General features: G+C 46.6%; 32 protein-coding genes. 13 read left to right on the top strand and 19 right to left on the bottom strand.

Annotated elements, in window-relative coordinates:
* Positions 1-155 precede the first annotated feature (155 nt).
* The 4 genes from ACQ4M5_RS05945 (at position 156) to ACQ4M5_RS05930 (ending at position 3,647) form a co-directional block, all read left to right on the top strand.
* Entirely contained in the window at positions 156-737 is a 582-nt protein-coding gene (locus tag ACQ4M5_RS05945; RefSeq protein WP_430674692.1) for a fasciclin domain-containing protein, read from the top strand.
* A gap of 21 nt (positions 738-758) precedes the next feature.
* The gene (locus ACQ4M5_RS05940) at positions 759-2,111 is read left to right on the top strand and encodes a glycoside hydrolase 100 family protein (protein ID WP_430674691.1); all 1,353 of its coding nucleotides are present in this window, start codon (positions 759-761) and stop codon (positions 2,109-2,111) included.
* Between the two features lie 117 nt (positions 2,112-2,228).
* A complete protein-coding gene (locus ACQ4M5_RS05935) occupies positions 2,229-3,068 on the top strand; it encodes a DUF2382 domain-containing protein (RefSeq protein ID WP_430674690.1) in 840 nt (279 codons plus the stop codon).
* 312 nt (positions 3,069-3,380) lie between these two features.
* Positions 3,381-3,647 (top strand): Precorrin-3B methylase, encoded by a 267-nt coding sequence (locus tag ACQ4M5_RS05930; protein ID WP_430674689.1) that lies wholly within the window; start codon positions 3,381-3,383, stop codon positions 3,645-3,647.
* Here the strand turns inward: ACQ4M5_RS05930 and ACQ4M5_RS05925 are convergent, their stop codons facing one another.
* Positions 3,648-5,801, bottom strand: coding sequence for an AAA family ATPase (locus ACQ4M5_RS05925; protein WP_430674688.1), 2,154 nt, complete (start codon positions 5,799-5,801; stop codon positions 3,648-3,650). It abuts the gene before it with no gap.
* A 91-nt stretch (positions 5,802-5,892) separates the two neighbouring features.
* Between ACQ4M5_RS05925 and ACQ4M5_RS05920 the strand changes: the two genes are divergently transcribed.
* Positions 5,893-6,108, top strand: a complete 216-nt coding sequence (locus ACQ4M5_RS05920; RefSeq protein ID WP_430674687.1) for a hypothetical protein — start codon at positions 5,893-5,895, stop codon at positions 6,106-6,108.
* A gap of 110 nt (positions 6,109-6,218) precedes the next feature.
* Positions 6,219-6,347 carry a photosystem I reaction center subunit VIII gene (locus tag ACQ4M5_RS05915; protein ID WP_430674686.1) on the top strand — a complete coding sequence of 43 codons (129 nt, stop codon included), beginning with the start codon at positions 6,219-6,221 and terminating at the stop codon, positions 6,345-6,347.
* An 82-nt stretch (positions 6,348-6,429) separates the two neighbouring features.
* Here the strand turns inward: ACQ4M5_RS05915 and ACQ4M5_RS05910 are convergent, their stop codons facing one another.
* From ACQ4M5_RS05910 to ACQ4M5_RS05885, 6 genes are all read right to left on the bottom strand, one after another.
* Entirely contained in the window at positions 6,430-6,549 is a 120-nt protein-coding gene (locus tag ACQ4M5_RS05910) for a photosystem II reaction center protein J (protein ID WP_068387016.1), read from the bottom strand.
* A 41-nt stretch (positions 6,550-6,590) separates the two neighbouring features.
* The gene (locus ACQ4M5_RS05905; RefSeq protein ID WP_430674685.1) at positions 6,591-6,719 is read right to left on the bottom strand and encodes a photosystem II reaction center protein L; all 129 of its coding nucleotides are present in this window, start codon (positions 6,717-6,719) and stop codon (positions 6,591-6,593) included.
* A gap of 11 nt (positions 6,720-6,730) precedes the next feature.
* Positions 6,731-6,865 carry a cytochrome b559 subunit beta gene (gene psbF / locus ACQ4M5_RS05900; protein ID WP_058999377.1) on the bottom strand — a complete coding sequence of 45 codons (135 nt, stop codon included), beginning with the start codon at positions 6,863-6,865 and terminating at the stop codon, positions 6,731-6,733.
* Positions 6,866-6,885: 20 nt separating this feature from the next.
* Positions 6,886-7,146: a cytochrome b559 subunit alpha gene (gene psbE, locus ACQ4M5_RS05895; protein ID WP_068387018.1), complete on the bottom strand. Its 261-nt coding sequence runs from the start codon at positions 7,144-7,146 to the stop codon at positions 6,886-6,888.
* Between the two features lie 111 nt (positions 7,147-7,257).
* Positions 7,258-8,259: a photosynthesis system II assembly factor Ycf48 gene (locus ACQ4M5_RS05890; RefSeq protein ID WP_430674684.1), complete on the bottom strand. Its 1,002-nt coding sequence runs from the start codon at positions 8,257-8,259 to the stop codon at positions 7,258-7,260.
* A gap of 41 nt (positions 8,260-8,300) precedes the next feature.
* On the bottom strand, positions 8,301-8,678 hold the full coding sequence (locus tag ACQ4M5_RS05885; protein ID WP_430674683.1) for a rubredoxin: 378 nt from the start codon (positions 8,676-8,678) through the stop codon (positions 8,301-8,303).
* A gap of 290 nt (positions 8,679-8,968) precedes the next feature.
* Between ACQ4M5_RS05885 and ndhC the strand changes: the two genes are divergently transcribed.
* From ndhC to ACQ4M5_RS05865, 4 genes are all read left to right on the top strand, one after another.
* Positions 8,969-9,331, top strand: a complete 363-nt coding sequence (gene ndhC, locus ACQ4M5_RS05880) for a photosynthetic/respiratory NAD(P)H-quinone oxidoreductase subunit C (RefSeq protein WP_068387027.1) — start codon at positions 8,969-8,971, stop codon at positions 9,329-9,331.
* A complete protein-coding gene (locus tag ACQ4M5_RS05875) occupies positions 9,322-10,050 on the top strand; it encodes an NADH dehydrogenase subunit K (RefSeq protein WP_430674682.1) in 729 nt (242 codons plus the stop codon). Before ndhC ends, ACQ4M5_RS05875 begins: the two co-directional genes overlap by 10 nt.
* On the top strand, positions 10,043-10,558 hold the full coding sequence (locus ACQ4M5_RS05870) for an NAD(P)H-quinone oxidoreductase subunit J (RefSeq protein WP_430674681.1): 516 nt from the start codon (positions 10,043-10,045) through the stop codon (positions 10,556-10,558). Before ACQ4M5_RS05875 ends, ACQ4M5_RS05870 begins: the two co-directional genes overlap by 8 nt.
* A 181-nt stretch (positions 10,559-10,739) precedes the next feature.
* Positions 10,740-11,240, top strand: a complete 501-nt coding sequence (locus ACQ4M5_RS05865) for a hypothetical protein (protein ID WP_430674680.1) — start codon at positions 10,740-10,742, stop codon at positions 11,238-11,240.
* 143 nt (positions 11,241-11,383) lie between these two features.
* On the opposite strand, the gene ACQ4M5_RS05860 is transcribed toward ACQ4M5_RS05865, so the two are convergent.
* Positions 11,384-11,584 (bottom strand): DUF4926 domain-containing protein, encoded by a 201-nt coding sequence (locus ACQ4M5_RS05860; RefSeq protein ID WP_430674679.1) that lies wholly within the window; start codon positions 11,582-11,584, stop codon positions 11,384-11,386.
* A gap of 72 nt (positions 11,585-11,656) precedes the next feature.
* Here ACQ4M5_RS05860 and ACQ4M5_RS05855 point away from each other — a divergent pair, with 72 nt between their 5' ends.
* Positions 11,657-11,905: a hypothetical protein gene (locus ACQ4M5_RS05855; protein ID WP_430674678.1), complete on the top strand. Its 249-nt coding sequence runs from the start codon at positions 11,657-11,659 to the stop codon at positions 11,903-11,905.
* A 19-nt stretch (positions 11,906-11,924) separates the two neighbouring features.
* Here the strand turns inward: ACQ4M5_RS05855 and ACQ4M5_RS05850 are convergent, their stop codons facing one another.
* The 3 genes from ACQ4M5_RS05850 to petG all read right to left on the bottom strand — a co-directional run bounded on the left by ACQ4M5_RS05850 (position 11,925) and on the right by petG (position 13,708).
* Complete coding sequence (locus ACQ4M5_RS05850) at positions 11,925-12,737, bottom strand: hypothetical protein (RefSeq protein ID WP_430674677.1); 813 nt, start codon at positions 12,735-12,737, stop codon at positions 11,925-11,927.
* A 33-nt stretch (positions 12,738-12,770) separates the two neighbouring features.
* Entirely contained in the window at positions 12,771-13,475 is a 705-nt protein-coding gene (locus ACQ4M5_RS05845) for a DUF1361 domain-containing protein (RefSeq protein WP_430674676.1), read from the bottom strand.
* A gap of 119 nt (positions 13,476-13,594) precedes the next feature.
* Complete coding sequence (gene petG, locus ACQ4M5_RS05840) at positions 13,595-13,708, bottom strand: cytochrome b6-f complex subunit V (protein ID WP_017286270.1); 114 nt, start codon at positions 13,706-13,708, stop codon at positions 13,595-13,597.
* Positions 13,709-13,749: 41 nt separating this feature from the next.
* Here petG and ACQ4M5_RS05835 point away from each other — a divergent pair, with 41 nt between their 5' ends.
* Entirely contained in the window at positions 13,750-13,887 is a 138-nt protein-coding gene (locus ACQ4M5_RS05835) for a hypothetical protein (protein ID WP_430674675.1), read from the top strand.
* Between the two features lie 55 nt (positions 13,888-13,942).
* Positions 13,943-14,317 carry a c-type cytochrome gene (locus ACQ4M5_RS05830; RefSeq protein ID WP_430674674.1) on the top strand — a complete coding sequence of 125 codons (375 nt, stop codon included), beginning with the start codon at positions 13,943-13,945 and terminating at the stop codon, positions 14,315-14,317.
* A gap of 55 nt (positions 14,318-14,372) precedes the next feature.
* Here the strand turns inward: ACQ4M5_RS05830 and tftA are convergent, their stop codons facing one another.
* The 8 genes from tftA to ACQ4M5_RS05790 are packed head-to-tail and all read right to left on the bottom strand — an operon-like array spanning position 14,373 to position 20,673.
* A complete protein-coding gene (gene tftA, locus ACQ4M5_RS05825; RefSeq protein ID WP_430674673.1) occupies positions 14,373-15,722 on the bottom strand; it encodes a hormogonium tapered terminus morphoprotein TftA in 1,350 nt (449 codons plus the stop codon).
* A gap of 47 nt (positions 15,723-15,769) precedes the next feature.
* Positions 15,770-17,095: an alpha-amylase family glycosyl hydrolase gene (locus ACQ4M5_RS05820; RefSeq protein ID WP_430674672.1), complete on the bottom strand. Its 1,326-nt coding sequence runs from the start codon at positions 17,093-17,095 to the stop codon at positions 15,770-15,772.
* A 55-nt stretch (positions 17,096-17,150) separates the two neighbouring features.
* Positions 17,151-17,582 (bottom strand): MEKHLA domain-containing protein, encoded by a 432-nt coding sequence (locus tag ACQ4M5_RS05815; protein ID WP_430674671.1) that lies wholly within the window; start codon positions 17,580-17,582, stop codon positions 17,151-17,153.
* Positions 17,583-17,623: 41 nt separating this feature from the next.
* Positions 17,624-17,878 (bottom strand): Txe/YoeB family addiction module toxin, encoded by a 255-nt coding sequence (locus ACQ4M5_RS05810; RefSeq protein WP_430674670.1) that lies wholly within the window; start codon positions 17,876-17,878, stop codon positions 17,624-17,626.
* On the bottom strand, positions 17,853-18,143 hold the full coding sequence (locus ACQ4M5_RS05805; protein ID WP_430674668.1) for a hypothetical protein: 291 nt from the start codon (positions 18,141-18,143) through the stop codon (positions 17,853-17,855). The genes ACQ4M5_RS05810 and ACQ4M5_RS05805 overlap by 26 nt, the downstream gene beginning before the upstream one ends.
* Positions 18,144-18,181: 38 nt before the next feature.
* Positions 18,182-18,613: a thiol-disulfide oxidoreductase DCC family protein gene (locus ACQ4M5_RS05800; RefSeq protein ID WP_430674667.1), complete on the bottom strand. Its 432-nt coding sequence runs from the start codon at positions 18,611-18,613 to the stop codon at positions 18,182-18,184.
* Positions 18,610-20,286, bottom strand: a complete 1,677-nt coding sequence (murJ, locus tag ACQ4M5_RS05795; RefSeq protein WP_430674666.1) for a murein biosynthesis integral membrane protein MurJ — start codon at positions 20,284-20,286, stop codon at positions 18,610-18,612. Before murJ ends, ACQ4M5_RS05800 begins: the two co-directional genes overlap by 4 nt.
* 36 nt (positions 20,287-20,322) lie before the next feature.
* Entirely contained in the window at positions 20,323-20,673 is a 351-nt protein-coding gene (locus ACQ4M5_RS05790; protein ID WP_430674665.1) for a hypothetical protein, read from the bottom strand.
* Positions 20,674-20,686 lie beyond the last annotated feature (13 nt).

Below are 20,686 nucleotides of genomic sequence, written 5' to 3'. Positions count from 1 at the left end.
GGCTAATGGAAGAAAGGAGGCTGAAGCCCCCTCAGATCGCAATCTTAGCCCTCTTCAGAGGGGTTCCCTCAATTAGCCCGGAGATTTATTTCCGGGCGGGATGGCAGGTAAACGATCAAACCAAAATTCACAAACTCATTTTTTGGAGATTTATCATGAAAAGAACTATCACAGGAATTGCTCTGAGTGCAATCTTATTACCGATCGCTGCTGCTTGTACTTCTCAACCAACGGCACAAGCTCCAACGACAACCCAACCTGCCCCAGAAGCAACCACTCCGGTTTCTCCCGCTCCCAATGCTCAAACTCCCGCTAATGCTCAGAGCGTAGCAGACCTCATCGAAAACAATCCTTCGCTAAGCACCTTATCTAATGTGATTGATGAAGCCGATTTGGGCGACACATTGGAGCAAGGAGGTCCTTACACGATTTTTGCACCTTCAGATCAAGCCTTCGCTGCGATTCCTGCTGCAACCCGCGAACGATTACTTCGTGATGAAAATCGAGCCTTGTTGCGCCAAATTCTAACCAATCACGTTGTTCCGGGTAGCTTAACCGCAAGCCAACTACAATCCGGTCAAATTCAAACTCAAGCAGGTAGCCCGGTGAACCTCCAAATCGATGGGCAGCAAGTCCGAATCAATGATGCTCAAGTCATTCAACCAGACTTATTAGGAGCAAATGGAGTCGTGCATATTGTCGATCGCATCATTCTCCCGCCCAATGTAAATCTATAGATTGTGCTGTCCCAGGTCGCTATGCAACAAACCATTCTCGACGAAACGAGCAAACTTCTCGAACAGTCAATCCTGTACTATCGAGATCAACCGATTGGCACGATCGCGGCACAAGATCCGAGCGTTGAAGCCCTGAACTATGATCAATGTTTTGTTCGCGATTTTGTGCCCGCTGCATTAGTATTTTTGATGCAAGGAAAGACAGACATTGTTCGGAACTTTCTGATCGAAGCGCTGCATCTTCAGAGCCAGTCGAAAACAATGGATTGCTTTGAAGTCGAGGCAGGGTTGATGCCTGCAAGCTTTAAAGTCGTTCATGAAAACGGACAAGAACGGTTAGAAGCAGATTTTGGAGAAGCCGCGATCGCAAGAGTTCCCCCGGTTGATGCTTGTTTCTGGTGGCTGATCTTACTTCGGGCATACATTAGAGCAACAAGCGATCGCGATCTTGCGAATCAGCCTGAATTTCAAACCGGAATCAAGCTGATTCTTGATGTCTGCTTTGCAAATCGGTTCTCATTATTTCCGACGCTGCTTGTACCTGATGGAGCGTTTATGATCGATCGACGTATGGGCGTGTATGGTCATCCGCTCGAAATTCAGGTATTGTTCTATGCTGGGCTACGAGTAGCACAAGAATATCTTTTACCTGAAGAAGAACGCTATCTCAAAGCAGTCGATCATCGGTTGGAAACACTGCACTATCATGTCCGCGAGTACTATTGGATAGATTTAGAGCGGCTAAATCAGATCTATCGATTTGAAGTGGATCAGTACGGCGAGAACATTGCGAACAAGTTCAATATCTATCCAGAGTCGATTCCAACATGGCTTACAGATTGGTTGCCCGATACAGGTGGATATTTGGCGGGAAATTTGGGACCTGGACGGATTGATTTTCGCTTCTTCGCTTATGGGAATCTATTGTCGATCGTATTTTCGCTTGCAAGTGAGCAAGAAGCCCAAAGCATCATGAATTTATTCGAGCATCGCTGGCAAGATCTGATCGGCTACATGCCTGTGAAAATTTGCTATCCCGCGATCGTGGGTGAAGAATGGCGTGTAACGACAGGCTGTGATCCCAAAAATTCGCCTTGGTCTTATCACAATGGCGGCAATTGGGCAGTTTTGCTCTGGGCGTTCGTGGCAGCGGCTCAGAAAACAGGTCGAATGGATTTGGCGAAACGTGCGATCGAGCTTGCAGAACAGCGGCTCAGTCACGATTGCTATCCAGAATATTACGATGGTCGATCGGGTCGCTTGATTGGAAAAGAGGCGCGATTATACCAAACCTGGAGCATTGCCGCATTGATCGCAGCACAGGAATTTGTGACGGATGCAAATCATCTAAATCTATTGAGTTTTGATGGTTAATTTGCGATTTTTTTGAGCTTGTCACATCTCAGTCACATTTGGTTTGAACACTAAAGATAGTGCAACGCACCTTGTAAGGTTGCAGACCAGACATTTTTAACATTGGAGGAAAAGAACATGGCACTCATGAAATTTGATGAACTCTATTCAAACTATCGCGACACATCGGATAGCAGCTTTGACATCGATAATCTGAAACAGTTCAGCGTCTATGCTGATGGGAATGACAAAGTTGGCTCCGTGTCCGATATCTTAGTGGATACCGCAGATGGAAGAATTCGCTACTTCGTCGTGGATACTGGCTTCTGGGTCTTTGGTAAGAGAGTTCTGCTTCCGGTTGGTCTTAGTAGCATTGACTACGATGACAAGCGCATCTATGCCAACACTATGACCAAACAGCAAGTCGAAGATCTGCCGAACTTTGATGAACTGGATAAAGTTGATTACAACTACGAAGAGCAAGTTCGCAATGTCTATCGTCCTGCGGGTGTCGCTTCCATTTCCAATCAACCTGCTCGAACTCAAGACAATTACCGATACGAGCAAGATGCGGATTTGTATGATTTAAGCGATCGTAATCACCAAGGATTGAAGCTCTACGAAGAACGGTTGCTAGCAGATAAAAAACGTCAGAAAACCGGAGAAGTCTCGATCGGTAAGCATGTTGAAACTGTGACTGCTCGTGCGACTGTTCCGGTGGAGAAGGAGCGCGTGGTGATTGAGCGGAGTGCGCCAACTCAAGCCTCTGCTGTGAACGCGAACGAAGCTTTTCATGATCAACAAGTCGCGCATGTGGATCTGTACGAAGAAACGCCTGACATTCGCAAGGAAGCCTTTGTCCGCGAAGAGGTTCGGGTGAGAAAAGAAGTGGAGCAAGATACTGTCACGACAGAAGAAACGATTCGGCGGGAAGAGCTGGACATTAACACTCAGGGAAGACCCACTGTAGAACGTTAGTTGCTGTGTTCGCTCCAGATCGATCGAGGCTTGCATGAGGGATGGTGCAAGCCTTTTCTTATGGCATTAAGAGGGTGTTTGAGAAGTACCGTTTATTGCATCACCCGCCCCCGGACTGGAAGTCGGGGCTAATAGAACGAAGTCCACTGAAGGGGACTAATACCCGGACTAGATATGGTCTTCAGTCCTCTAAGAGGACTTCGCAGCGTTAGCCCCGACTTCCAGTCCGGGGCGAGATGGAACGAAGCGAGGAAGCTTTTTATACTTTTCAAACGTGCTCTAAGATGGAGGGTGAAACCTAATGATCGAAGTATGGCAAAGCAAGAGGAGCCTTTATCTGGAGAGGCACTGATCAAGGAAGTCTGTCGGCGGATTCGAGTGGCTCGAAGCTATTGGGATGCTCACAAAAATGCTGCGTGTCGCGGAGAGCGAGAACGGGCACTAGCACTTTATAACACTCTGACAAAAGAGCAAAAAGATCAGATTCCACAAGAGTTACGGGTTTGGCTACGTTACCGGAGTGAGAAATACTTTGGAGAACATCGTACACCTCCTAAATCAAAGCGCAAACCAAAATAGTCAAAAGAGCGTTCCTTGAATCCAAACCGTACTACTGTTCCAAAGTACAGTTCGATTGAGTAGATGAGTTGAGAAAAGTTGCTGAATTTGAGTAATCTCTGCGGCTGTTAGATGCTGCGATAGTTGGTCTACGTAAGTTGTTCGATCGACATTTTGAGTAAACCATCGATCGAACAATGATTGCGACAAATACATCTCGGTTTGATTATCTTCAGTCTCGATCTCAACCTCAAAGACTGCCTGTTCAAAATACTGCTGCAAGTCTTGAACTGTCCAATTCAGTTTTGGATTATCTGAAGCAGAATAGATTGCTTCTTCTGCTTGTTTCCAACGATCGTATAATTTCGGCTTCACCCAATTTGGATCAGCAAGTCGATACAATCGCTGTGCAGCACTCGAAAGCGACTCTGCTAGAACAATTCGACCCTCTGAACTAAGTAATGTTGCTAACAATTGAATTATGCTGGCTTTATCAGATTCAGCATAAAGCGCATTGCGTCCAAGAATGCGATCGAACTTTAGCGATCGAGGTAAATCTTGAACCACGATCGGACGACGCAATTCTGGCAATGATTGAATTTGCTCATTCAACGCAGCGAATTCTTTCTCGGTTCGGACGTAGCTATACACTCCACCTTCAGGCACTTGGCGAGTCGCTTCCCAAGTTAGTAACCCACTCCCTGCATTGAGATCAAGAATGAGATGATGTCGTTGCGGTTGTGCCAGCGTGAAAATGCGATCGCGAACTGTACCCAGCTTTTCTCCGACTTGACTCAGAGAACGAGCTAACCAGCGATCGACACTAGAGTTTGCTGGACTCATCGTTAATTGTTCAGACAGTTCATCGACGAAAGCTGCCAATTGCGCTTCTCGATCGCGCTGTACTTTGTCTCGAATGGTCGCTTCAAATCCTTGCTCTGACGGTTGATAAAACATTTGTCCCTGTAAGCTACTGGGTAGATATTGCTGTGCAACCCAATGTTCTCGATAGGCATGAGGATAGAGATAGCCTGCACCATGTCCAAAGCCTTCTCGATCGCGATTCGGATCGCGCAGATGCAAGGGAACTTCCGACTCACGTTCCCGCTCAATCGCAGACAGCGCATCAAAAAAGCCCATCACACTGTTCGATTTTGGTGCAGTTGCAAGATAGAGGGCTGCCTGTGCGAGTGGATAACGTCCTTCAGGCATTCCTACTCGATCGAACGCCGCAGCGCAAGCATTCACAACGACGATCGCATTCGGATCAGCCAGTCCAACATCTTCACCTGCTAGAATCAGCATCCGTCGAAAGATAAAACGCGGATCTTCACCTGCATAAACCATTCGTGCTAACCAATAGAGTGCTGCATCCGGATCAGATCCTCGCAAGCTTTTAATAAAAGCACTAATGATATCGAAATGAACATCGCCTTCTTTGTCATAGAGAACGGCTCTTTGTTGAATCGATTCTTCTGCGATCGCCAAAGTAATCCGAATTGTTCCTTTATCCGGTGGTGTCGTTTCAACCGCAAGTTCCAACGCATTTAACAACGATCGCGCATCCCCATTCGCAACATTGATCAAATGCTCGATCGCGTCTGAATCGATCTGAATGTTCCGCGTTCCATAACCCCGTTCTGAGTCGTGCAAGGCTTGTTCAAGAACTTGCTTTAAGTCTTCAGCAACTAAAGGCTTAAGTTGGAACAATCGCGATCGACTAACCAACGCTTTGTTCACCTCAAAATAAGGATTCTCAGTCGTTGCACCAATCAGAATCACCGTACCATTTTCAACCCAAGGTAACAGTGCATCTTGTTGTGATTTGTTAAATCGATGCACTTCATCGACGAATAGAATCGTTCGCTGATTCGAGTGTTGTCTGTGTTCCTGAGCCACTGCGATCGCATCTCGGATATCTTTAATTCCAGCCAAAACTGCATTAATCGCAATGAAATGAGCTTGTGTTGTGTTGGCGATGATTTGAGCTAAAGTCGTCTTTCCGGTTCCAGGTGGACCATAGAAAATCAGTGAAGAGAGTTGATCCGCTTGAATCGCGCGACGTAATAAGCGTCCATGACCGACGATCGCACTTTGCCCCACGAATTCATCGATCGTCCTGGGGCGCATTCGAGCAGCAAGGGGAGCATCAGTGTTCACAGTTCGAGCAGACAACTTTGCGAAACAAATCCTAGCGCAGAAGGTACGATAAGAACATCAGAGCTTATATCGATTAGGCGATCGACTCGATGAACAAGGAAACAAAGTGCGTTCTGCCCATCAGCCAAAACGACTGTCGCGAGGACGGTACGCGGTTCCAGCAGGAACGGTCTATGTTCTGCAAGAACCCTTAGAGATTCCTTGGCAAGATTGGTCGATCGATTGGTTTCCGAAAGAAGGTCCATCACTGAAACGTTGGGGATGTGGTCTTGCATTACCGTTGATCGATGGTTTTAGTGTGCAAGATTACAGACGTTTTTGAGATATCCGTACCCCTCGAAATGTTAAGAATCTTGAGAAACCTCAGATCCGTGTCACCGTTCACAGGTACATTCACAAATGGAATCATCTAACGAATAGGAAACTTTTCTTATGACAGGTTCATACGCAGCTTCATATCTGCCCTGGATTCTCATTCCCGTTGTCACCTGGTTACTTCCCACGGTCGTCATGGGCTTGCTGTTCTTGTACATCGAACGCGAAGATCCAACAGGCATCTAAGCCTCTAGTTCCAAACGCATTAGCAAAACTAAAAGCCGCCCAATCTTGCATTAGGCGGCTTTCTTCATCTGTAAAGTTCGGCTTACAGCGACGAACCCACACTCGTATAAGAACCGTAAAAGAACAGTCCCAATACACCGATCGCGCCCAAGCCAGCGACCGTTGCCACTAACCACAAAGGAATTCTTCCACCAGTCTGCACAGTCCTATCCTCCTAAAATACGCAAGCTGAACAATCGAACCTTAGTTAAAGAAGTAGCTAGAGAACAAAATTCCCAGCGTGAAAATCAGCAAAAGACCCAAATACAGCGAAGTCCGGTTGAGTTCAACGGGCTGCTTGTTTGGGTTTGAAGAACCTTTAATGCCAGCCATGATTCAAGCTCCTATCGTTGAATAAATTGCATTGATGCGATCGCGCCAATGAAAAAGATCGCCGGAACCGCCAAAGTATGCACAGCCAACCAGCGGACAGTAAAAATCGGATATGAAATCGGTTCGTTCGGAGTGTTGCTTGTCATTGTTTGTTAACCTCGTAAAACTACTTGCCAATCTCGGAAGTAAACTTATCCACTTGTTGTTTCGCTTCAGAACGATTGCTCACGATCGGCAATTGTTCTTGGCGTGCAGTCGGATAGTATTCATTCGGACGAGGGGTTCCGAACACGTCGTAAGCCAATCCAGTGCTCACAAACAACCAACCTGCAATAAACAATGCAGGAATCGTGATGCTGTGAATAATCCAATAGCGAATGCTTGTAACAATGTCCCCAAACGGGCGCTCACCAGTAGTACCTGCCATGTTTAACTCTCTCTCCAGAAGTCAACGAACAAAAGCCTTATCTGTATCATACGGGACGGGAGATACGCCTCACAAGTGAATCCTTGAAAATTGATCCCCCGTACTCTGAAATTAAGCGGTCTGTGTGGGTTCGTACTTCAATAAAGTCCCGCGCTGACCCATGATGAACCCAGTCTTCGAGTCAAGAAAAACAATCCTGTAAAGGTTCGCTGGAATGTTCTCAACATCGCGGTCTTTCTGCCAAGTTTTACCGCCATCAAAACTCGCCAATAGATTGCCGCTTCCACCCACAACCCAAAGTTCTTCAGGGGTGCGATACGCCAAATCTAACAGTCCCCAACTCGTTGAGAACTCAGGATTTTGAGGATCTAACCAATCTTCGGGACTGTCTGAAGCGGTGAACTGAATTTGTCCCCCTCTCGCTAACATCCACAAATGACCATCAGGAGCAAATCCCATGTTTTGCAGCTTGCGCGAACTGTTGCGGTTGAAAGGCTGCCAAACGTTTTGACCTGGTTCCCAAGTTGAGAAGAAGTTCCCGGTAGAAGAAACGGCGATGTACTTGCCATCAGAAGTCCGATCGATACTCCGCATCACCCCAAACGCTTCAGACACTAGCGCTTTCCAATTCTTCCCACCGTCAGTCGTGCGATAAATTGCACCCACATCGGTCGTCATCTCCGCTTGATCATCCCCGATCGCAACAATCTTCTCTGGCGATCCAGGGAGCTTGGTGCTCAACGGCAACCGCGCCCAAGACTTTCCACCATCATCAGTGTGCAAGAGAATCGAAGGCTGACCCGCAATCCAACCATCATTTCCTGAGAAATTCACGGAAGTGAGACGATACTTCTGTTCACCCAGATCTAAAACTTTCTGTTGCCAGGTCTTACCGCCATTCGTGGTTTCGAGCAGCGCCGAATTCGTTCCGACCATCCAGCCGTGTTGCTGATCCGCAAAGCCGATGTCGAGCATATTCTCCTCAACAGGTAGCTCAACCACCTGCCACGGATTATTTGCAACAGCGGGCAAAAACCCCTTACAGCCAGTCGCCAGGAAGACAACCGCCAACAAAATCACAAACTGTTTCCAGGCTCTCAAAATCCGATACATCGCACTTGATCTCAGTAAATAAAGGGTTCAATTCCGTTGCACTACTGCAAACCGTAAAGACTTAAGAAGAAAATAAATCCTAAAATCAGTCCGCCAAAAATCAGAAGGTTCTTTTGCCCTGGGGTCATCGTGTTCACCCCGAACCCATAACTCAGATTTTGCTTAAATCCAGAGGGGGCATTCAGCGGTCCGACATTCTGAAATCGCTTTTTCGGAGCGCTGCACACTGGGCATTTCCAGATCAGCGGCAAATCCTCAAACGCAACTCCAGCGGCAATACCATTGCGATCGTCGCCTTTGGTTGGCTCGTAGGTATACCCACAAGCTGCACATTCATGACGATCGAGATCTTTCGGATCGAGCGGCTTAACCTCAGTTTCCACCGCATTTTCTTGGGGATCGACAGCTTCGGTACTCATGGCAAAATGTCAGGGAGTGACCCAAACCTTAAAGTGTTCGTTAATTATTATGACATTATGAGATCCTTCTCAAACGTCTAATAATTTCATCGATCGACATATACTTTTCTCAGAACTGTGCCAAATCTCGATAGATTTTGCTCAATGGCTTCGATTTAGAACCAATTGTAAGTAATCCTTGATTTGGTAAGTCTTTCAGCGCACCATGATAAATTGCAGCGCACTATAATAATGAGTGTGAAGCAAACGTAACCAGTCCATTTTTGTAGAACGAGAGGCGGCGAATACCTGTGTATGTCCTAAGCGGCTATGAATATCTTTTAGGCTTCCTGCTGATTTGCAGTTTGGTTCCGGTTCTGGCACTCCTGGCTTCTAAGCTAGTTCGCCCTAGCCGTCGAGGACCTGAACGCCGTACCACTTATGAATCGGGGATGGAACCGATCGGGGGTGCATGGATTCAGTTCAACATTCGCTACTACATGTTCGCGCTCGTGTTCGTGATCTTTGATGTAGAAACGGTGTTTCTGTACCCTTGGGCTGTCGCCTTCAACCGTCTCGGATTGCTGGCGTTTATTGAAGCCCTGATCTTTATTGCAATTCTAGTTGTCGGTCTGGTCTACGCTTGGCGCAAAGGAGCTTTGGAATGGTCATGAATCCAGAAGCACCTGCTGTTAACGGCAGTGCGATTATCAATCCGATCGAGCGTCCGGGTGTGACGCAAGAATTATCTGAAAACGTCATTTTGACGACGGTTGACGACTTGTACAACTGGGCAAGATTATCGAGTCTTTGGCCCCTTCTCTTTGGAACGGCTTGCTGCTTTATCGAATTTGCGGCGTTAATTGGTTCTCGGTTTGACTTCGATCGCTTTGGACTCGTTCCTCGATCGTCTCCTCGTCAGGCTGATCTGATCATCACCGCAGGTACGATCACGATGAAAATGGCTCCGGCTTTGGTGCGTCTCTACGAGCAAATGCCCGAACCGAAATATGTGATCGCGATGGGTGCTTGCACCATTACTGGCGGAATGTTCAGCGTGGATTCGACCACTGCGGTGCGCGGCGTGGATAAACTGATTCCGGTCGATATTTATCTGCCGGGTTGCCCGCCTCGCCCTGAAGCGATCGTCGATGCGATCATCAAGCTCCGCAAGAAGATCTCAAACGAATCGATTCAAGAACGCGGTCAACTGCTGCAAACCCACCGCTACTACAGCACAACGCACAATATGCAGCCTGCACCATTGGTTCACGATGGTAAGTATCTGCAAGCTGAAACCCGGATTGCTCCACCCCGTGAACTCGCGGCAGCATTGGGTCTCGAAGTGCCTGCGGTTTTGGAAGCGGAAAAGGAGAACGTCGATCGTGGCTGAAGAAAAACAAGCGACCGAAACAACGATCGTTGAAGCGGGCAAAACCTCGAAGTGGCTCACCCAAAACGGTTTTGATCACGAATTCATGGGCGTTGATGCCAGTGGAGTCGAGATCATCAAAGTCGAGCCGGAGTTGCTGATCCCCTTTTCGACCGCGCTTCATGCAAATGGATTTAACTGTCTTCAGTGTCAGGGCGGCTATGATTTGGGTCCTGGTGATCAGTTGGTGAGTTTCTATCACCTGATCAAATTGTCCGACAACGCCGATCGACCGGATGAAGTGCGGTTGAAAGTGTACTTGCCGCGTGAAGATCCGAGAGTGCCGTCTGTGTTCTGGATTTGGAAAGGCGCAGACTGGCAGGAGCGAGAAACTTTTGATATGTACGGGATTGTGTTTGAAGGACACCCGAACTTGAAACGCTTGCTGATGCCGGAAGACTGGGTAGGCTACCCACTCCGCAAGGATTACATCTCCCACGACTTCTACGAACTGCAAGACGCTTACTAAATTGAAAAATGCTTCTCTGGTTTCTAGGGGAGCATTTTTTATTGGGTAGTTTGAGGGAAGATCAAGGAATTACATTTCTTTCTAGACCATGACTAAAAATCTGTCTGCTTCTTAAAAAATGTCACATTTGCCTAAAAAGCCAGAGGTTAGCAGAGTCCTGCTAACCGTCAACCCTGACGTTTTGGAAATCACGATCCCTCCTTCTGGTGTCATGATCTTTATTGTCTTGGTCTTGATTACCGGTTTCCCTGTTCTTATGTTTGCCTTTCTTTTGTATTGGGCGTACTGGGAAGATAAGCTGCAAATTGTAATGTTTTCACTTCCGTTTCTGTATCTCTTCAAAGGCTCCATAAGAGGTTTACTCCATGCTTTTTTTGAATCTACGCGACTTCATATTGATCAACTTCAAATTTATGTAGTGCATGAAACACCTTGGTCGTCCAAGTATCAACCTCCCAGTCCAACATCAGCGATCTATAAGGTGGAGCTTACAGGGCGCTCGACGAGGATAATTGAACGAACGGATGGTCGTGAGATTGACGTAACTAATCCTGAACTTATAATTTGGACAGACCAGCAGAAATATAGAATTTCATCAGATGAAGTTGGTGTCGTATCAGAAGCAGATGTGAAGTGGCTTGCAAACGAAGTAGGCAACTGGCTAAATCTGCCAGTAACCTGAACAACTGATGAGCTTCTTGCTCGATCGCCAAATTCATCACCAAACCTAACAGCCGAGGCAATGGTTGAGCATCGAGCAGGGAAAACTTAGGAACTTTGCGCGGATTGAAGAATGCTGCTTTGGGTTTGGGGTTATTTTGTCGATTAAGAAATCGGCTGATAGTGAAGCTGTATCACTTGATTCACATTCAAAGTTTCTACGGCATAAGTTTTTCCTTGAAGATCAACGAATTCGACCTCAAAGTTTTCAGGATCATAAACCTCAACGATCGTCCCAACTTGTCCTTGGTAAAGGCTCTGTTCTGGTAGATCTTTGGTAAGTGCAACAACGTCTAAGAGTTTCATATTTTTGATTGTGAATGGGCGATCGCAATACTCTCCAAATTACAATCAAATTAACCCTCATGGAGAACCCGCATGAGTCCTCTATTTCAGCAGGTTTTGAGCGGCATTGCTCAACTCACAGCCGAAGCGCGATCGCAACTGATCGAACACATTCAACAAATGCAAAGCACTAGAGACATAAAAACTCAGTCGAAAGAAACTGGAAAAGATCCTTTAATTGGGCTTTTTGCCGGATCGCCAGATCTTGCCACACAATCTGAAGAAATCCTGCACCACAATCTCACCACTCAAGGATGGACATGGAAACAGTCATCCCAGTAGCGGATTTTGAACTGTTGCCTTAATTTGCGTAACCCGTCTCTTTCAAGAATTTTCGCAGACTGCCGAAAAACGCTTCTCGATCGCTTTCCTGATAAACCACTCGTAACCGATTCCAGCCGTCTTCTTGCTGACCCAGCAGATATTTATCCGCTAAATACGCCGCCAGAACGCCCTTCACTTCAGCGTCTTCTTCGGTTCGGATTTTCTGATAAAGCTGCCAGAGTCGATACGCATCAGCGTAGATTTCTTTGGGATATTGGCGAGTGATATCGCTCATTTCGCCATCCTTAAAGCGCCAAATCTGGATCGGAAACGCTGAAGCAGCATAGCTTGTGAAGGCATAGGCAAATCGATCGTCAGCACTGTAAAACTCTAACTTGCCATCTCGATCGAGATCCCGCAGTTGATAGCCCAAATTCCCCCATTTCATGTGCGTCTCACTGTATCTCTGGCGATCGCGATCGTATTGATAAATCAGCGAATATCGACAGCAATGCGCTCCACCCGTGAACATATCTGCAATCACTTCAGAATCTTTGTCACCGTTCAAATCGCGAACAACAAAACCGCGATCGTCCTGAAACTCGATCAGGGGTCGATCGTATTCATTCATAGTAGGTGCTTGATCAAAAACCAATCGCCCCTCTCTCAGAATTCGCAATCGGACATTTTCTGTTTGTGGAATGCCGTCTCTTAGAACCTTCTCATACGACAATTCAGCTTTGACAGTTCCTTGCTGTTCTGTTCTTTTGATTTGTTCGGCTTGAACAGGTAAAGGCGCAAGTCCCAATACTCCTAAACCCACTAAAGCAATCGCTCGAATGCTCATCATCGTAGTAAATCCATCACTGGATCTAACTACAGATTAGGAATTCGGAATTACGAAATCTTGTCGGTTCTTCGGGCGAAATCTCCAGTAGTCGGAAAGCGCGAAATGAACGGGTTTTAAGAGCGCATAAAGTACTGTAAGAATTAAAAATGTAATCGCGATCGTCAAAAGCGAATCTTTGGTAAACAAGCCTTCAAATACCCTGCCTACAACATCGTTCCAATGCGTGAGCAAATTCCAACTGTTGAAACGTAAAAAACGACCGAGATAAATCCCGATCGCACTCAGTCCATGCAACGTTAATTCAGTCGCAAAAACGTATCTTTTCAATCCTCGCTGCTTCAAGTAATGTCCTATATTCAGAAGTGACATCACATACGCTTCAAATCCAGCGGAGAGGAACAGGAAAAACAACGGAACATAGACTAACCCTACTGTCCAAGCTGATGCCCCTTCACGTACCCAGCGCACAAAATGAATGATATCCGTCAGAATGTAGGGTGCATTGGGCAGGAACGCGACGAAGGTTGCCACACCAATCCACCAGAACGGAGAACGATGACGATGTTCGATCGGGCTTGAAGTCACCGTCGAATTTCCGAATTGCAGGCGGCGGAAGAGGAACACACTCAGGACTAAAGGAACGATCGCTAAAAATAAATTCCAGCCCATCCAATCGGCGTTGTGATACACGGTACGAAGCGCGTCGCGAATCAGCGATCGGAGTGAAAAATCCACCATCTTTTATTCCTCATGCTTTTGTTGCAAATCTAATCGCCTCGTTTGTCTTCTGTATGACATTGACGCAAAAAAATAACCCCAGAAAGACACTCTCTGGGGCAGTTCGTCGGTTGAGAAACTTAGAGGTTCAATTGGTTGCCGCGACGGTATTGGGTGTAAGCAGCAACAAACAGACCTGCTAAAGTAACGGGCACAAGACCTAGGACAATGCCTAGCAAAATGGGTTCGACCATGATTGAATCTCCTCGGTTTGTAAGATTTTGAAACTTAAATCATGAAGGTATCGTTATCTAATATCTTAGCCGTTCTTGTCGCTTCCCAGTCGAGCAAGACGGGCAAGACGTTGAAATACAAGAACTTCTTAGGCAAAATTGCAGAATTTACTTCGGCAGGAGTTCCCGAAATTTGTTAAAGTCTGTTTAGTATATGAATGAACAAATTTTACAGTCCTTTCATAGAATCCTCTTTTGAACCAGCAGCTTGTTAAATCTGAAGGGTCGCTCCAAAAATTACTCACGATCGTGCTAATTGTTTCTTTTGCGATCGTGCTGTCAATTGTCGGCGCTACTCAATTCCATCGCGCTGATCCCTATGTGCAAGAAGTTTTGTCGCTTCAAGGGGACTCAGTGCAAGGTCATGCGATTTTTCAGATTAATTGTGCAGGTTGTCATGGAATCATGGCAGATGGCAAAGTGGGACCGAGTTTGAAAAATGTTTCAAGTCGGAAATCTAGCGTTCGGCTAATCGAGCAGGTGATCAGCGGACAAACGCCTCCGATGCCAAAATTCCAGCCGAGTCCGCAAGAGATGGCGGATTTGCTGGAATATTTAGAGAGTTTGTAGTGAGCCAGAGTTCGAGGTAATTCTCTGTGGTTAGAAACCGCAGCGATTTTCAGCTTCACAAAATTTGCGCCATTTCGTAATAACGCCGCAGAATTGCTGTAATCTTCGTTCCATATTGCGGATCGGCTGACCATCGCCCACTGAGTTGCTCCACGAGCGGCGCAATTCCCCGTGTCACAAATCGAAATCGAGGCGCGACCACTTCTTGCACTAAGGGTTCTGTACTGGCATACGCTTTCAGTAATTGGATATGCGCTCTCACTCCAATCTGAGCATTCGGAAAACTTGCGCCTTGCGGTCCGCCGCCGACATCCCCTAATCCCGCAAAGTTGTTTTGGGAGGCTTGAATCTCGCCGCCAAATCTGAGATAGTTCGTTTCGAGCAGCATTTGGCTAAAGGCAATATCGTAGTTCACACCTTCGATCGAGCCTTCTTGTCGGTACAAATCTGCAATCTGCGGAAACTGGGATAATGCTGCCTCGTTGTTGCTCTTGAGGAACATGATCAACTGGACAGAGGTTGTATTGCCGTTGCCCATAATCCGATCGAGCGCTCCTGGGCAGACTTTTAGAATCGATCGGAGTAACACTGTTCGCGTCTGAGCATCCCAACCGACTGCGATCGTATAGTCTCGCAAATCGACCGCTTTGATAAATACCACTTGGCGGTAATTGAGTCGGCGGATATTCGGCTGTTTGGATAAATCGAGTCCTAATCGATCGGTTAAATCGATCGGAATATAAGCGTTGCCATTTACTAAAATGCCTTTCTCGCCGTAGACTTGCCCGTTGATGTTGATATTGATTTCGGGGTAAACCGGATTGTTTGGAACGGGCGGTAAAGCAGTTCCACGCACCCAAGCAACTAATCCATCTGCAATTCCGAGTGCCACATCTCGACGCTGATTTTGAATAATAAAGCGATCGTCTGGATTCGTTAGAAATCCCACGGTCATCAAGAGCGAGCCGCAAACAATTTGGCGCGTAAACGGTAAACTTCCAAGCCCAGTATCCGTATCGGGTCTAGCGCCTCGACTGGGCAACTGGGGAACGCGACGAATCAGAGCCAGCAGTAACTGTTCTGCATTGCGACGACGCTGATCGTTATTGGCAATAAAGTAAACTGTTGCGCCTCTGACCGCAGGATTCGTAAACGCATCCGCTCGAATTTCGAGAGCGACATCATCGGGACGGGCGCGGGAATTGATCCAGCTAATCGCTTGAGTCGCATTGAGATTGTCGGGCACTGATAGGACTTCAACACCCCTCGATCGTAGTTCTGTGACCACGAGATCGCGGGTGAGAATCATTTCTCTCGCTTCGGTGGTTCCGGCAACAACCGCCCCCGGATCGGTGATTCCATTGACACGGCTTCCATGTCCGGCAGAGATAAAGATACGTCCCATCAGCTTTACGAATTACATACGGAGTCAGAGGCAATTTTATCTCGTTTTCAAGAAGTGGCTAACCACATTTGAGCGGTGCGGGGCGGAACCCAGAGAGAGAAGGTGTTTCCAGATAAATTAATCTCATGCGGATGAATCAGATCGCGGTATTTTCCTGGATTATTTAAGCCCCATGTGCTGAATTCTGCCCACTGATTTTCACCACTTTTGTTGATCGCTACGATGCCTTTTTCGCCACGTCGGAAGACGAGCAAGACATCGCTCTCGAATAGAACCTGCATCGGTAGTCCGTGTACGGCGTTGTGGAATTGAATCATCGAAACGAGATCGGGACGCTTGTAGACATCAAGCCAGCGATCGCGATCTGCTGAATGTTTTGATTCGTTGTGATCGGAATAGATTAATGGCACTCCACCATCGCGACCCAGCATATACGCATAGGCTAAATGTTCGTCTTGGGAATCGAGCAACCACGATCGAAAGCCGTCATTATGCGGAATATCGTGATTCACAACAAATGTAACGGCTCGATTCCAGGGAAGGGCATTCTTTTGAGATTCTGGATTCGAGAGCGATCGGAGTGAGCCACCCAAGCTGAAAGCTTCTCGAATCGTTTGGAATAAGGGAAAATCGTAAGCGGACATCCAAGTTTCGCGCAGGAAAGGATCGAGGAAAATTGCTTCGTCTTGATCGCTTCCAGTCAAAACTTCGCCAAACCAAAACAATTCTCGAAACCCCGCAGTGTCCGCAAGACTATCGATCATGCGCTCGGTTATATGTTTGATGGCATCAATTCGGAATCCATCAAATCCCATTTCGACTAGAGCTTGCACCATTAAATGCTGTTGTTTCAGCACCCAGTCTGAATCTTTGAGGTCGGGCAGTCCTGAGAGATTTTGGTATTGAACGGCTCCTCGATCGCTCCATTCGCCGCCTTCGATTTCTCCTGCTTGATTGAAGTCCCACGGCGAAAAGAGTCCTTCACTCAAATCGCCATACAATCGATTCTCTTCAAACAATGCAGGTTCAGCTTTGTATCTTGCCAGTTCAGCTTCACCGGGAAAATTAAAGCGATCGTCTCTGGCTTCATTTGCCATGTGATTGATCACGAGATCTGCATAGACTTGAATTCTGGAACTTCCACCGTGACAGGCTTCAATCAATCGTTCCAGATCGCGCTTGCCACCGAGATGAGACAGTAGCACTCGATAGTCTTTGGGTTGATAGCGTTGCCACCATTGATCGCCTTTTGGGTCAGAATACAGCGGTGGCGGAATCAAGATTGCACCGTATCCAGCCTCACGAATCGATTCCAGGTTTTCGAGAATGTCTGTGTAGCGCCAGTTGAAAGCGTGAAGGGTCACATTCGGCATGGTTTACTCCTTCGGTAGACTGAACTACCCAAGAGTAACAGATCCTTCTCGATCGTCAAATAAATGTCCAACTTGCGAAGGTTGCCGCCTGTCCACAAGGCTGCCCCAGTTCATCTAACACCGTCCAGAGAATGACATCTTCAATCCAAAATCGTTTTCCGGTGCTAGAAATCCGAATGCCACGATAATCGCTGATATAGCCTTTCGTGCTCGCTTCTGTTAAAAGACGCGATCGCTCTTCTTGACTAATCGGTTCCGCTGACAATCTCGACGGTGTTCGCGTAAACGTTTCCCAGTCCATTTCCCACAGCGTTAACGCTTGTCGATTGCCATAGTTAAAAACTGGATCTGGTTCCGTTCCATGTGAAACCACTACAAACGGAGCTTCAAACAATGCTTCAGGTGTTTCGATTAGCGTTTTCCCTGTCCAATGATAGAAACTACTAATCAATTGCTGAGCGTTTTGAATTTGCCAATCAGAGCGCATAAATTCGTGACCTGCTTACCATACCTATCGTATTAGTTAGCCTAGTGAAACTGACAACTCAGAATAATGATTTGCGTGTCCGTCACTTCGTAAACTAGCCGATGTTCATCTGTAATTCGGCGCGACCAATATCCATTCAGTTCATATTTGAGAGGTTCGGGCTTACCAAGCCCTGTAAAAGGTTCACGTAAAATGTCATTGATCAGCGTGATAATCTTGCGATGAATTTTCTTATCCTGTGCTGCCCAGTTGTTGAATTGTTCAAACGCTTCAGGAAGGAATGTTATATTCCTCATTCCATTCCTCTGGCGTGAAAGTGATCAGGTCAGTTTTTGTTTTAAGAGTTTGAATCGCAGACATCAATTGATCGCGATTCGCTTTAGTGGAGAGAAGATACTCCGTTTCATCCATTTCGGTCTGATCTTGTTCAACCAAAACAATCACTTCAACCACAGTCCCTTCTGCAAATTCCGAATTTTGAATCTCAATCTTTCCATCCTTACCAACCACTGCCCGTTGCTTTATCCCATTCAACACAATTAACGCCCCATGCTGCTGCAAGATTAGCCTCAGTGTAACTTAGAGCCAAAATTTTCTAATCAATCAGTCTGTTTGGAGAAATATTGCTCACAAGAACTATCACAGGCAGGATAAGCGGTTTGATAGGTACTCGATCGACGACCAAACAACGCATACCGATTGTCGCGAACTTGCTCATACACACGATCGCCCACCCATTTCATCCCCGGCAAATTCCGATAAGCGGTGACGAAGACATTTCCTACTGGGAGTAGCTTACCGATTTCCTCAGCCGCCTCACTACCTTGCCATCTACGATCGGGTTTCGCATTGTCAATTAAAATCATTCCCATCTCGCAATCTTGAGCCGTAACGCCGAATTGCGCTAATCCCGTCTCATCTTGCATCGGCAGATATTGGAAACGTTCGCCTTTGTCAATGTTTTCGAGAAGTTGAACGAGATTCGAGCACAGATTACAGTGCCCGTCATAAATCACAGTGTAAGGTTTCATCGGCGGAAGCGTTGGAGAATACGATCGCTAAACTGGTCTACTTCTGGTAATTTTAGCTGATTTGCTAGGAGCACGAAGATTCCAAGCCCGATCGAGCCTGCGATCGTCATTTGTGCAAGTGCAAGAAAAAAGCCGTTTAGACCGGAAAGATTTGCGATCGCATTGGAAATAAACCAACTTGCAGTTCCAGCCAGAATGCTACTTGCTGTCAGTCCACCGATCGGATAGCTCCATTCAAGTAACGGCAATCCATTTAATCTACGATTCAAGAAATACAATAACGCCAATACTGAAAAAATATTAACGCTCACGGTTGCTAAAACAATTCCAACAATGCCAAACGGTCTGTAAAACAGAAAGTCAAAGAACGCATTGAGGAAGATATTAACTATACTAATTTTGAAAGGAGTGTCACCATCTCCAAGCGCGTAAAACACTCGCACCAAAACATCGCGACCGAGATAAACAAACATTCCAACTGCGTAAGCCATCAATACAGAGGCAACTAATTGAGTCGCTTCAGGATTGAATGCTCCACGTTCATAAACAACTCGAACGATCGGCGTAGCTAATGAAATGATTAATGCACTTAAGGGCAACATTGCGATCGCAGTAATCAACATGCCCTGCCGAATTCGGGCTTTCAACTGATCCACCTGTCCAGGATCAGTCAATCTAGAAAATATAGGTAAAAACGGCACGAGGATCATATTCGAGAGAATTCCCAACGGCGTTTGGACTAGAAAATTCGCGTAAGTCAAACTCGGAATCGCTTCCACCGCATTCGGTAGTAATGATGCAAACGTTAAATCTGTCACCACGTTAATTTGCAGCATTCCAGACGAAAACAAAGCTGGACCCATCACCCGAAACACTTCTTGAACGCCTGGATCATTCCAAACAAACCGCACGCGAAACCGACCCAATCCAGATTGCCGCTGTGCCCAAAACTGAACGATCCATTGAAAGAACGTTCCTAAGAGCGTTGCAGCCGCTAAAACAATTCCACCCGTAATTGCATAGTTCGGATTCGTTGCAGGTGTTCCTGAAGTCAGCAGAAAAACTCCCAATCCAACAAGCAATGTCACGCTAGAAATCAATGGACTGATTGAAGGCAACCAATACTGATCGGCTGCATTTAACGCACCAAATCCAATTCCGATCATGCCTGCAAACCAAGCGATCGGAGCCATGATCCGCAACTGTTGAATCGCGATTTCTCTAGTTTGTAAACGAGTGGCGATTTCTACTGGATCTAGACCTGGAGGAGCCTGCCGCAAGCCACTTGCTAATAAATCGATAAAAAACGGTGCGAAAACGAAAACGACGATCGCGACAACTAAGAAAATGCTGCCAATTAACGTCGAAATCGCTTCAACCAGCGGTGCAGATTCTTCTTTCCTGCGTTTTGCCAATGCGCTCACCATCGCACTGTGAAACGGTCCATTGATGCCACCCAGCAGAATTAAGAAGAAGCTTGGAAGAATTGTAGAAGTATCGTAAGCCGCTCTTACCACTCCCACTCCAAAGGCAAAGGCGATCAATTGTTCTCGAAGCAGTCCGGCAACTTTGCTGAGTAGGGTTGCGATCGCGACAATTCCAGCGATGCCTGCAAGTGAACGTTTAGGCTTAGTCTCAGTCACGATGATTACGGCAAAATTGGCTTCACCCATTTAAGCATTTTGTGAGCAATCCAATGGGATGAAAACTCAGCCATTCGTCTGCTCTCCTGTTTCAAGGAGCTGAGCATAGATATCATCTTCTTCGTTGTCCCAAATTGCGTCTAGGGAGCTTTGAGTTGATTGGAGCCAAAAAGATTCTTCTTGAGTATTCGCGTCCTGTAGTGCTTTCAGCATAATTTCTGCGGCTTCAAAAGCATCATAGGGCGACCAGGCTGGACAATCTTGATTTGCTGGAATAAGGTCAGCGACTTGCTGATTGGTCTTTTCCTTTTTCTGCTCGGACAGGCGTTGATGAATGGCTTGAGTTAGTTGCTCTAGTTCTTCTGGCTCAAGCGTGTCTAGCTGATTCAAAATTTGATTTAACGTTGCTTGCGCCATAGATTTCTGTACT

The organism is Leptolyngbya sp. AN10 (genome assembly GCF_050565645.1).
GTDB lineage: Bacteria > Cyanobacteriota > Cyanobacteriia > Leptolyngbyales > Leptolyngbyaceae > Leptolyngbya.
The sequence above is the reverse complement of the archived record's forward strand: the minus strand, read 5'-3'. Positions and strand labels throughout refer to the sequence as shown.

Bases quoted from the DNA above. Each gene is read 5' to 3' on its own strand.
- ACQ4M5_RS05945 (WP_430674692.1), top strand. From the start codon at position 156: ATGAAAAGAACTATCACAGGAATTGCTCTGAGTGCAATCTTATTACCG.
- ACQ4M5_RS05940 (WP_430674691.1), top strand. From the start codon at position 759: ATGCAACAAACCATTCTCGACGAAACGAGCAAACTTCTCGAACAGTCA.
- ACQ4M5_RS05935 (WP_430674690.1), top strand. From the start codon at position 2,229: ATGGCACTCATGAAATTTGATGAACTCTATTCAAACTATCGCGACACA.
- ACQ4M5_RS05930 (WP_430674689.1), top strand. From the start codon at position 3,381: ATGGCAAAGCAAGAGGAGCCTTTATCTGGAGAGGCACTGATCAAGGAA.
- ACQ4M5_RS05915 (WP_430674686.1), top strand. From the start codon at position 6,219: ATGACAGGTTCATACGCAGCTTCATATCTGCCCTGGATTCTCATTCCC.
- ACQ4M5_RS05905 (WP_430674685.1), bottom strand. From the start codon at position 6,719: ATGGCTGGCATTAAAGGTTCTTCAAACCCAAACAAGCAGCCCGTTGAA.
- psbF (WP_058999377.1), bottom strand. From the start codon at position 6,865: ATGACAAGCAACACTCCGAACGAACCGATTTCATATCCGATTTTTACT.
- psbE (WP_068387018.1), bottom strand. From the start codon at position 7,146: ATGGCAGGTACTACTGGTGAGCGCCCGTTTGGGGACATTGTTACAAGC.
- ACQ4M5_RS05890 (WP_430674684.1), bottom strand. From the start codon at position 8,259: ATGTATCGGATTTTGAGAGCCTGGAAACAGTTTGTGATTTTGTTGGCG.
- ACQ4M5_RS05885 (WP_430674683.1), bottom strand. From the start codon at position 8,678: ATGAGTACCGAAGCTGTCGATCCCCAAGAAAATGCGGTGGAAACTGAG.
- ACQ4M5_RS05875 (WP_430674682.1), top strand. From the start codon at position 9,322: ATGGTCATGAATCCAGAAGCACCTGCTGTTAACGGCAGTGCGATTATC.
- ACQ4M5_RS05860 (WP_430674679.1), bottom strand. From the start codon at position 11,584: ATGAAACTCTTAGACGTTGTTGCACTTACCAAAGATCTACCAGAACAG.
- ACQ4M5_RS05855 (WP_430674678.1), top strand. From the start codon at position 11,657: ATGAGTCCTCTATTTCAGCAGGTTTTGAGCGGCATTGCTCAACTCACA.
- ACQ4M5_RS05850 (WP_430674677.1), bottom strand. From the start codon at position 12,737: ATGATGAGCATTCGAGCGATTGCTTTAGTGGGTTTAGGAGTATTGGGA.
- ACQ4M5_RS05845 (WP_430674676.1), bottom strand. From the start codon at position 13,475: ATGGTGGATTTTTCACTCCGATCGCTGATTCGCGACGCGCTTCGTACC.
- petG (WP_017286270.1), bottom strand. From the start codon at position 13,708: ATGGTCGAACCCATTTTGCTAGGCATTGTCCTAGGTCTTGTGCCCGTT.
- ACQ4M5_RS05835 (WP_430674675.1), top strand. From the start codon at position 13,750: ATGAAGGTATCGTTATCTAATATCTTAGCCGTTCTTGTCGCTTCCCAG.
- tftA (WP_430674673.1), bottom strand. From the start codon at position 15,722: ATGGGACGTATCTTTATCTCTGCCGGACATGGAAGCCGTGTCAATGGA.
- ACQ4M5_RS05820 (WP_430674672.1), bottom strand. From the start codon at position 17,095: ATGCCGAATGTGACCCTTCACGCTTTCAACTGGCGCTACACAGACATT.
- ACQ4M5_RS05815 (WP_430674671.1), bottom strand. From the start codon at position 17,582: ATGCGCTCTGATTGGCAAATTCAAAACGCTCAGCAATTGATTAGTAGT.
- ACQ4M5_RS05810 (WP_430674670.1), bottom strand. From the start codon at position 17,878: ATGAGGAATATAACATTCCTTCCTGAAGCGTTTGAACAATTCAACAAC.
- ACQ4M5_RS05800 (WP_430674667.1), bottom strand. From the start codon at position 18,613: ATGAAACCTTACACTGTGATTTATGACGGGCACTGTAATCTGTGCTCG.
- murJ (WP_430674666.1), bottom strand. From the start codon at position 20,286: ATGGGTGAAGCCAATTTTGCCGTAATCATCGTGACTGAGACTAAGCCT.
- ACQ4M5_RS05790 (WP_430674665.1), bottom strand. From the start codon at position 20,673: ATGGCGCAAGCAACGTTAAATCAAATTTTGAATCAGCTAGACACGCTT.